Genomic DNA, 7,408 nt, shown 5'->3' with positions numbered 1-7,408 from the left:
TTCGGCGGCTTCGCGCCGTTCTTCCCCATCGGCATCGACGCCGGGATCGTGGTGCTGCTCGCCCTGGACCTGCTGCTGACCTGGATCCGCATCCCCTTCCCGATGCTGCGGCAGACCGCCTGGCTGCTGACGGCCGCCACCATCGCCTTCAACGGCGCCGCCGCCTGGCCCGACCCGCTGGGGGTCGGGATGCACGCGGTGATCCCGGTGCTGTTCGTCGTCGCGGTCGAGGCCGCGCGGCACGCGGTCGGCCGGATCGCCGACATCACCGCCGACAAGCACATGGAGGGCGTGCGGATCTCGCGCTGGCTGCTGGCCTTCCCCTCCACCTTCCGGCTGTGGCGCCGGATGAAGTTGTGGGAGCTGCGCTCCTACGACCAGGTGATCCGCATGGAGCAGGACCGCCTCATCTACGAGGCGCGGCTGCGGGCGCGCTACGGGCGCGGCTGGAAGCGGCGGGCGCCGGTGAAGGCGCTGATGCCGCTGCGGCTGGCCCGGTACGGGGTGCCGCTGGCGGAGACCGGCCCGGCCGGGCTGGCCGCCGCGGGCATCGAACCCGTGGTCTTCATGGGGAACAAGCAAGCCTCCACAGAGAACCAACATGCCTCGGCACCGCCCAGACAGGTACGCATAGCAAGCCAGCCCCAGGCGCCGGCCACGCCGCCCGTACATGAAGGCACCCCGGCTGCTCAAGCCACCCGCCCCCACAGCTTTGACAACCACGAACAACGCGGCGAACCACCGAAGCCCCTCACGCCCCGACCCGACACCACGCCAAACAACCGCGGCGTCCAGGACGGCGATCACCAGCCCCATTCCGGCGAGCAGGCCACCGCTCCCAACAAAACACAAAACTTCCCCCACAGCCCCGCACCGAAAGCGCAAACTCACAGGTGCAGCGCCCCCGTGCCCGAGCCCTACCATGCGGAGAAAGCGGTAAGCAAACCACGCGAAGAGACAGGAGAAACTTCAAATCGCCACAAGCGAGGGAACATCCCCAAAAAAGAAAGAGATGAGCGATACCGTAAAATACAAGAACTGCTCCGCGCCCAGCCCGACCTCACCGGAGCAGAAGCAGGAAGACGCCTGCAGATCCCCAACCGCACAGCAAGCCGACTGGTGAAACAGGCCAAGAAGCAAGACTCGGCGACAGGAAGGGGCGATAACGCCACCGAACACAGTCGGCCAATGGTCTCAGAACCGTAGAGCACGGCCATTTCTAACACCAGCCGCCGGAATGTCCCCTGGAATGGCCGCAAAACGACGCGGGCTGAACTGGCCGAACGGTTCAAAGTTCAAGAGAACGGCCAGCGGGACCTGCCGTCGTTGGACTACCTGCCAGAGCCCGCCAGTCGGCCCTCGCCAATGCGCCATGCGGCCCTTCCCGGCGCCACGGCCACACGGCAGCCCCGGCCAGCGAGGCCGGCAGCAGGGCAAACGACACATCCCCACTGCAGGCCGGCATCCGGTGCGCTCGGCCAAGACCAAGCAGTTCCGAGGGGCCACCATCCCCCTCTTGCGGCAGCGGCCGCGCACCACCCCAAGAACATCCAAGTCGCGAGCCGCAGAGCCAAAGAACCCGGAACTCCCCGCCAGAAGGGACCACAGGACCAGGGCTGTTATAGGCCAACGCAGGCAGACCCCGCGGGCCGGTACCGAAACAACCAGTGCACAGCTACGGCACTGGCCACCGCTCACCCGGCCCCGAACCGGACCGTGGCCAGTCACCCCCAACTCGCCTCGCGCCCCACCCCCGTAAGCGACCCCTACGATGCCGTCTCCCCGCGAGGACAGGCACCGGCGCATCCCGCGAGTCCGCACCCCCTAGTAGTGCTTCGTTAGGTTCTGTGCTGTCTGCGGCGGCTTTGTTGGGCGGGTAGCGGTCGTCCGCAGGTGGTGCAGATACCGGCCCAGCACCTCAGCAGGCCCTGAAGAACATCGAGGACCCCGTAGAAGGTCAGGCCGGTGTGAGGACTTTGGGGTCGAGCCGCCGCAGGGTAAGGAAGGCCTGGGCGGCGGTGACAAGGGTGACGTGGTGGTGCCAGCCGCGCCAGGTGCGGCCTTCGAAGTGGTCCACTCCGAGGCCGTGCTTGAGTTCGCGGTAGTCGTGCTCGATCCGCCAGCGCATCTTCGCCCACCGCACCAGGTCAGCGACCGGAGTGGTGGCGGGCAGGTTCGATGCCCAGTAGCTCGTCGGTGCGTCCTGACCGTCCGGCCACTCAACCAGGAGGGTCTGGGTGGGCAGGGCTCCGTTCCACCGGCTGCGGCCGCCGCCCGCCTTCTGGGCCGCGGCCAGGGACTGCTTACCCGCCGGCCGCACGGTCAGCACCGCGAACCGTGAGGTCATCGCGCCTTTGCTGCCGTGGCGCCAGGTCACCTCGGTGAACCGGTCCGCGGTGATCTCGGCCGCGAGGGCGGAGACGGTGCGCGGCGGGGTGCGGTAGCGCGGCAGCGTGGGTGGGCCGAGCCCGCCGTAGGCGGGCTGGTGCGGCCGGGCGTCCGCCGGGTGGGCGACTTCTTTCCCGGCCAGCGCCACCACGTAGGACGGCCCCCGTTGCTGGAGACCGAGCCGGAAGGGGGTGCTGACGCCGTAGCCGGCATCGGCGACCACGACCGGCGCCTTCAGTTGCCAGCCGGTGAGCGTGTCGAGCAGGCCGAGGGCGAGACGCCACTTCTCCTGGTGCACGACGTCGTCGGGCACTCCTGCCCCGCGGCAGCGGTCCGGTTCGTCCGTCCACTCGCGCGGCAGGTACAACTAACTCCCAGTCCGGCGGACAGGAGGCGGTGTCGGTGGCGGCATGGACGCTGACCGCGACCTGGCAGTTCGCCCGCTTGCCGACGGCTCCGCAGTACTGACGGGCCACCCCGACCGACGCGGTGCCGCACTCGGGAAACGACACGTCGTCGACCACCCACGCCTCGGGTGTGATCGCCTCGGACAGCCGCTCGGCGATCCGCTGTCTGGCCGGCAGCGGGTCCCATGGCGACTGGTTCACGAACTGCTGCAGGGCCTGCATGTTTCCGTCCGGCAGCCGCTGGGCCATCGGCTGGATCGACTTGCGCCGCCCGTCCAGCATCAGGCCCCGCAGATAACAGGCGCCCCACTGCCGCTGGTCCCGCCGCGGCAGCGAGGCGAACACGTCGGCAACGAACTCCGCTAACTCATCACGGAGCCGTTCCACCTCTCCCAGCTTCATGCACAGGAAGGTGCCCACCGCCAGCCGAGATCACCCGACGTAACGAAGCACTACTAGGCGGTTTCGTTTGGATCATCGGGCGGACCAGAGGAAGGTGCCTGCGATGTGGAGTCCGGCCAGGTAGATGGTGGCGGTCTTCTCGTAGCGGGTGGCGATTCCGCGCCACTGCTTGAGGCGGTTGATGCACCGCTCGACGGTGTTGCGCTGCCGGTAAGCCTCGCGGTCGAAGGCCGGTGGCCTGCCGCCCCGGCTGCCCCGACGTAGTCGGTGACGTTGCTGGTCTGCCGGGACGGGGATCACCGCGCGGATGCCGCGTCTGCGCAGGTGTTCGCGGATCGCGCGGGAGGAGTACGCCGTGTCGGCCAGGACCACCTCCGGCCTGGTGCGGGGCCGTCCACGGCGGCGGGGCACGCGCAGGCGGGCCATGACTTCGGGGAAGGCGGGCGCGTCACCGGCCTGGCCGGCGGTGAGGTGGAACGCCAGCGGCCGTCGGCAGCGAGGTGGATCTTCGTGGTCGGTCCGCCGCGGGACCGGCCGATGGCGTGATCGTCCGGCTCCCCGGCCGGGGCCCCTTTTTGCGGGCCCCGGCCGCGTGCTGGTGGGCCCGCACGATGGTTTCAGTCCACCGAGATGGCCCAGCTCAGGTCCTCGTCCGCGTCGGCCTGGGCCACCAGCGCGGTGAAGACCCGCTCCCAGGTGCCGTCGACGGCCCACATCCGCAGCCGGTTGTAGACACCGCGCCAGTTGCCGTACCTCTCCGGCAGATGCACCCATTGCGTTCCGGTCTGGAACTTGTAGGCGATCGCGTCGATCACCTCGCGGTGGTCCCGCCAGCGGCCACCCCGCTTCGGTGTCCGGTCCGGGAGCAACGGCTCGATCCGCGCCCACTGCGCGTCGGTCAATGGCACACCCGGACCAACGACCGACTGATCCAAACGAAACTGCCTAGGAGCTCTCTTACGGATCACTGACAGAGAGATCGCAGGACCTGCTGATGGCAGCGACAGTGTTGCCTGCGACGATGCGCCTGTGAGCTACGACCTTGCTGTGTGGGACGGCGACCGTCCATTCGACAACCGTGCTGCGAGCTCGACGTATGACGAGCTCTACGAGCGTTACCTGGAGTCGGACGATGTCGCCGTGCCTCCGGCGCCGCGCATCGTGGCGTACGTGGAAGCCCTCGTCGCGCGATACCCGGACGACGTCGACCACAGTGTCGTGTGGGCGTCGCCCCCGGTCATCGACGAGGCATCGGGCCCGATCGTGTACCTGCTCATGTCCTATGGCAAAGCCGAGGAAGTATCCGAGTTCGCCGCTGCACTGGCCCGCGAGCACGGCCTCGTCTGCTTCGATCCACAGGGAGAGTGCCTTCGGTCGTGAGCTGCATGTTCTTCAGCGGGCGGACCAGAGGAAGATGCCCGCGATGAGGAGACCGGCACGGTAGACGGTGGAGGTCTTCTCGTAGCGGGTGGCCAGGCCGCGCCATTGCTTGAGGCGGTTGATGCAGCGTTCGACGGTGTTGCGCTGCTTGTAGGCATCGCGGTCGAATCCGGGCGGGCGCCCGCCGCCGCGGCCCTTGCGTTTGCGGTTGGCGATCTGGTCGGCAGGCTGCGGGATCACAGCCCGTACTCCGCGTCGTCGCAAATGGTCCCGGATGGCTCGCGACGAGTATGCCTTGTCCGCCAGCACCGCGAAGGGCCTGGTCTTGGGCCTACCAACTCGACGCGGGACCCGGATGGCAGCCATCACGTGCTCGAATGCCGGCGCGTCTCCGGCCTGGCCGGGCGTGAGCACGAAGCACAACGGACGACAGCGACTGTCAGCGGCGAGATGGACCTTCGTGGTCAACCCGCCACGCGAGCGTCCGATCGCGTTGTCGGCGGGCTCAGCGGCCGGAGCCCCTTTTTGCGGGCCCCGGCGCCGTTCTGGTGGACGCGCACGATCGTGGAGTCGACCGCGACGACCCAGTCCAGGTCACCGTCGGCATCCGCTTGAGCGAGCAACGCGGTGAAGACACGTTCCCAGGTGCCATCGATGGCCCAGTTCCTCAGCCTCGTATAGACGCCCTTCCACGAGCCGTACTCGGCGGGGAGGTGCACCCACTGAGACCCGGTCTGGAACTTCCAGGCAATCGCATCGATCACCTGGCGGTGATCACGCCACCGACCGCCCCGTCGCGGCGTCCGATCAGGCAACAACGGTTCTATCCGCGCCCACTGCGCGTCGGTCAACGGCACGACCAGACCAACGATCCGATGATCGGAAAGAAACGCCCTAGGCGACTTGGGCAGGGGTGCGCGCCTGGCGCGGGTCGTGGGATGGCCTCCTGCCGGTCGGCTCGTGCCGATCGCGGAGGGACGTGAGGTGGCCGCGAACGGTCAGGGCGGTCAGGCGCGCGGTGGGCTTGGTGCCCGCTCTCCGGCTGTTCGAAGTTTCCATCCCTCGCGTGCCGTGTTCGTGAGGGCTTGCGGAGCCTCTCCGGGCGCGGCGTGGTCCATATGCGGTCGGACTATTCAAAGTAACGGATCGATTTCGTTCCGTAGTTATTCGTTTCGTGTGATGCACACACCACCGTCCGTGAACGCTATGGGTGACAGAGGGCACACCAGTGCCCTCCCGGGGACGAGGGGGGCGGTCCCGGGCACATCGATCGGAAAGGACCTGACGGTCCCGTGACATTCGACAACGCGAGGGATCTGGCGATCGCCGCACTCCTGGTGCGGACGTTCGGCCGCGACGTGCTGGTGCTGCTGCGCCGCGCCGCCGCGGCGGGGGTGAGGGCGGGCGTCACCGAGCTCAGCCGTGAGCGCACCGGGGGGACGCGGTGACAGACGAACAGCACAGCCCAGCCCCGATGGCCTTGATCCCGCTGGACTTCTCCGCATTCCACCGACTGCACCGCGAGGTATACGTGCGCTGGTCGGAACGGTACCTGGGCAACCGGGCGGACGCGGAAGAGGCCGTGGACGAGGCCATAGAGAAACTCCACGACTCCTGGAGCACGGTCCTGGCCACGGACAACCCGGCCGGCTACGCCTGGCAAGTGATGAAGCACCGCACCATCGACTACGCCCGCGCCCGGGGCCGCCGCTCCACTCTGATCAACACCCTGGCCTTCGAGACCACGGCCCTGCGAGACGCCGTCGACCCGATCGGCGAGTTGGAGGACAGCCTCGCCCTGGCCCGCGCGGTGGCCGCCCTCTCCGACCGGCAGCGTGACGTGATCGTGCTGCGCTACTACGAGGGCTACAGCAACCGCGAGATCGCCGGACACCTGGGCATCACCGAAGCCGGCGTGCGCTCGACCGAACGCTATGCCCGGCGCCGCCTGCGCGACGCACTCACCGAAGAAAGGCATGAGCAGCCGTGACCGACGTGCACCGCCTCCTGGCCAAGGCCCGGTTGGAGCCGACCGCCCCGTACACTTCCGCCGACCTCGACGCCGCCGAGGAACGCCTGGCCGCACGGCTCGCCTACCGGCAGTGCCCGCCAGAGCGACGCACCAGCGGCACACCGCTTCCCCGGCCGCAGGGGCGGCAGCGCCGCAACGCGCACGACTTCGCCGCGGACCTGCGTGCCCTGTGCGAGATCGTCATCACCCGGCCGGACGCGATGAACGAACTGCACGACTTCCTCGAGCAGTCCTTCCCCCAACCGAGGGCCGCCGCCGTCCTGGGCAGCATCCTGTATCTGGCCGGCGCCGCAGACAGCGCCCAGTTCTGGTGGCAGTACGCCGCCGGCGCCGGCGACCCCCGGGCCGCCTACTGCCTCTACCTCCACCACCAGGCCCTGGGCGAGGAAGGCCAGGCCCACTGGTGGTACACCCAGGCCGACCTCACCGTCGCACCAATGCGCCAAGTCCTCACCGAGGTGGAACGGACCGTGGCACTGCGAGCACTGCGCACGCTCAAGGAGCACCAGGGCCTGCCCGAGCCGCTCGCCGCGGTCCTGGCCTACGTTCCGGCCGCCGTCGGCTACCTCGACAACGACGTCGACCTACCGCTGCCGGACCCGGACTTCGTCGACCGGATCGAAACGCTCCTGGGCCTCGCCCCCACCCCCGCCGGCCCGCCGCAGCCCTGCTCCCCGAGCGCAAGCCCGCGTCCGTGAACACGGACGCGACCGCTCGCCCCGCAAGGTGACGCCCCCTGCCCGCACGAGCCCTGCACACCGCCCCCTGTCGACGTGCCCTGCCCGGCGGGACCCACCAT

6 protein-coding genes and 2 pseudogenes are annotated in these 7,408 nt (G+C 68.9%); 5 read left to right on the top strand and 3 right to left on the bottom strand.

Going from position 1 to position 7,408, the window contains the following annotated elements:
• Positions 1 to 1,206 (top strand): DUF2637 domain-containing protein (locus tag CUT83_RS31090; RefSeq protein WP_241524816.1); only part of this gene is annotated, 1,206 nt, incomplete at its 5' end.
• Positions 1,207 to 1,957: 751 nt separating this feature from the next.
• Here the strand turns inward: CUT83_RS31090 and CUT83_RS20455 are convergent.
• Both CUT83_RS20455 and CUT83_RS20450 read right to left on the bottom strand, forming a co-directional pair.
• Positions 1,958 to 3,197 (bottom strand): annotated as a pseudogene (locus tag CUT83_RS20455) (IS701 family transposase).
• Positions 3,198 to 3,269: 72 nt separating this feature from the next.
• Positions 3,270 to 4,132 (bottom strand): annotated as a pseudogene (locus CUT83_RS20450) (IS5 family transposase).
• A gap of 94 nt (positions 4,133 to 4,226) precedes the next feature.
• On the opposite strand from CUT83_RS20450, the gene CUT83_RS20445 reads away from it, so the two are divergent.
• Complete coding sequence (locus tag CUT83_RS20445; protein WP_101257301.1) at positions 4,227 to 4,577, top strand: hypothetical protein; 351 nt, start codon at positions 4,227 to 4,229, stop codon at positions 4,575 to 4,577.
• A gap of 12 nt (positions 4,578 to 4,589) precedes the next feature.
• Here CUT83_RS20445 and CUT83_RS20440 read toward each other — a convergent pair.
• Positions 4,590 to 5,440, bottom strand: a protein-coding gene (locus tag CUT83_RS20440) for an IS5 family transposase (RefSeq protein ID WP_420882509.1) whose coding sequence is annotated in 2 segments (ribosomal slippage) — positions 4,590 to 5,092 and positions 5,092 to 5,440 — 852 coding nt in all. Because the reading frame shifts where the segments join, the coding sequence is not laid out codon by codon here.
• Positions 5,441 to 5,869: 429 nt separating this feature from the next.
• Here CUT83_RS20440 and CUT83_RS30375 point away from each other — a divergent pair.
• From CUT83_RS30375 to CUT83_RS20430, 3 genes are read left to right on the top strand one after another with little or no spacing between them, the layout of a single operon-like run.
• A complete protein-coding gene (locus CUT83_RS30375) occupies positions 5,870 to 6,025 on the top strand; it encodes a hypothetical protein (RefSeq protein ID WP_165869677.1) in 156 nt (51 codons plus the stop codon).
• 26 nt (positions 6,026 to 6,051) lie between these two features.
• Complete coding sequence (locus tag CUT83_RS20435) at positions 6,052 to 6,567, top strand: RNA polymerase sigma factor (RefSeq protein ID WP_101257300.1); 516 nt, start codon at positions 6,052 to 6,054, stop codon at positions 6,565 to 6,567.
• The gene (locus tag CUT83_RS20430) at positions 6,564 to 7,307 is read left to right on the top strand and encodes a hypothetical protein (protein ID WP_101257299.1); all 744 of its coding nucleotides are present in this window, start codon (positions 6,564 to 6,566) and stop codon (positions 7,305 to 7,307) included. The genes CUT83_RS20435 and CUT83_RS20430 overlap by 4 nt, the downstream gene beginning before the upstream one ends.
• The last annotated feature ends 101 nt before the right edge of the window (positions 7,308 to 7,408 follow it).

Source organism: Streptomyces barkulensis (assembly GCF_002843305.1).
GTDB classification, from domain to species: Bacteria; Actinomycetota; Actinomycetes; order Streptomycetales; family Streptomycetaceae; genus Streptomyces; species Streptomyces barkulensis.
Note: the sequence above shows the minus strand (reverse complement) of the source record. Positions and strands in the feature narration are given on the sequence as shown.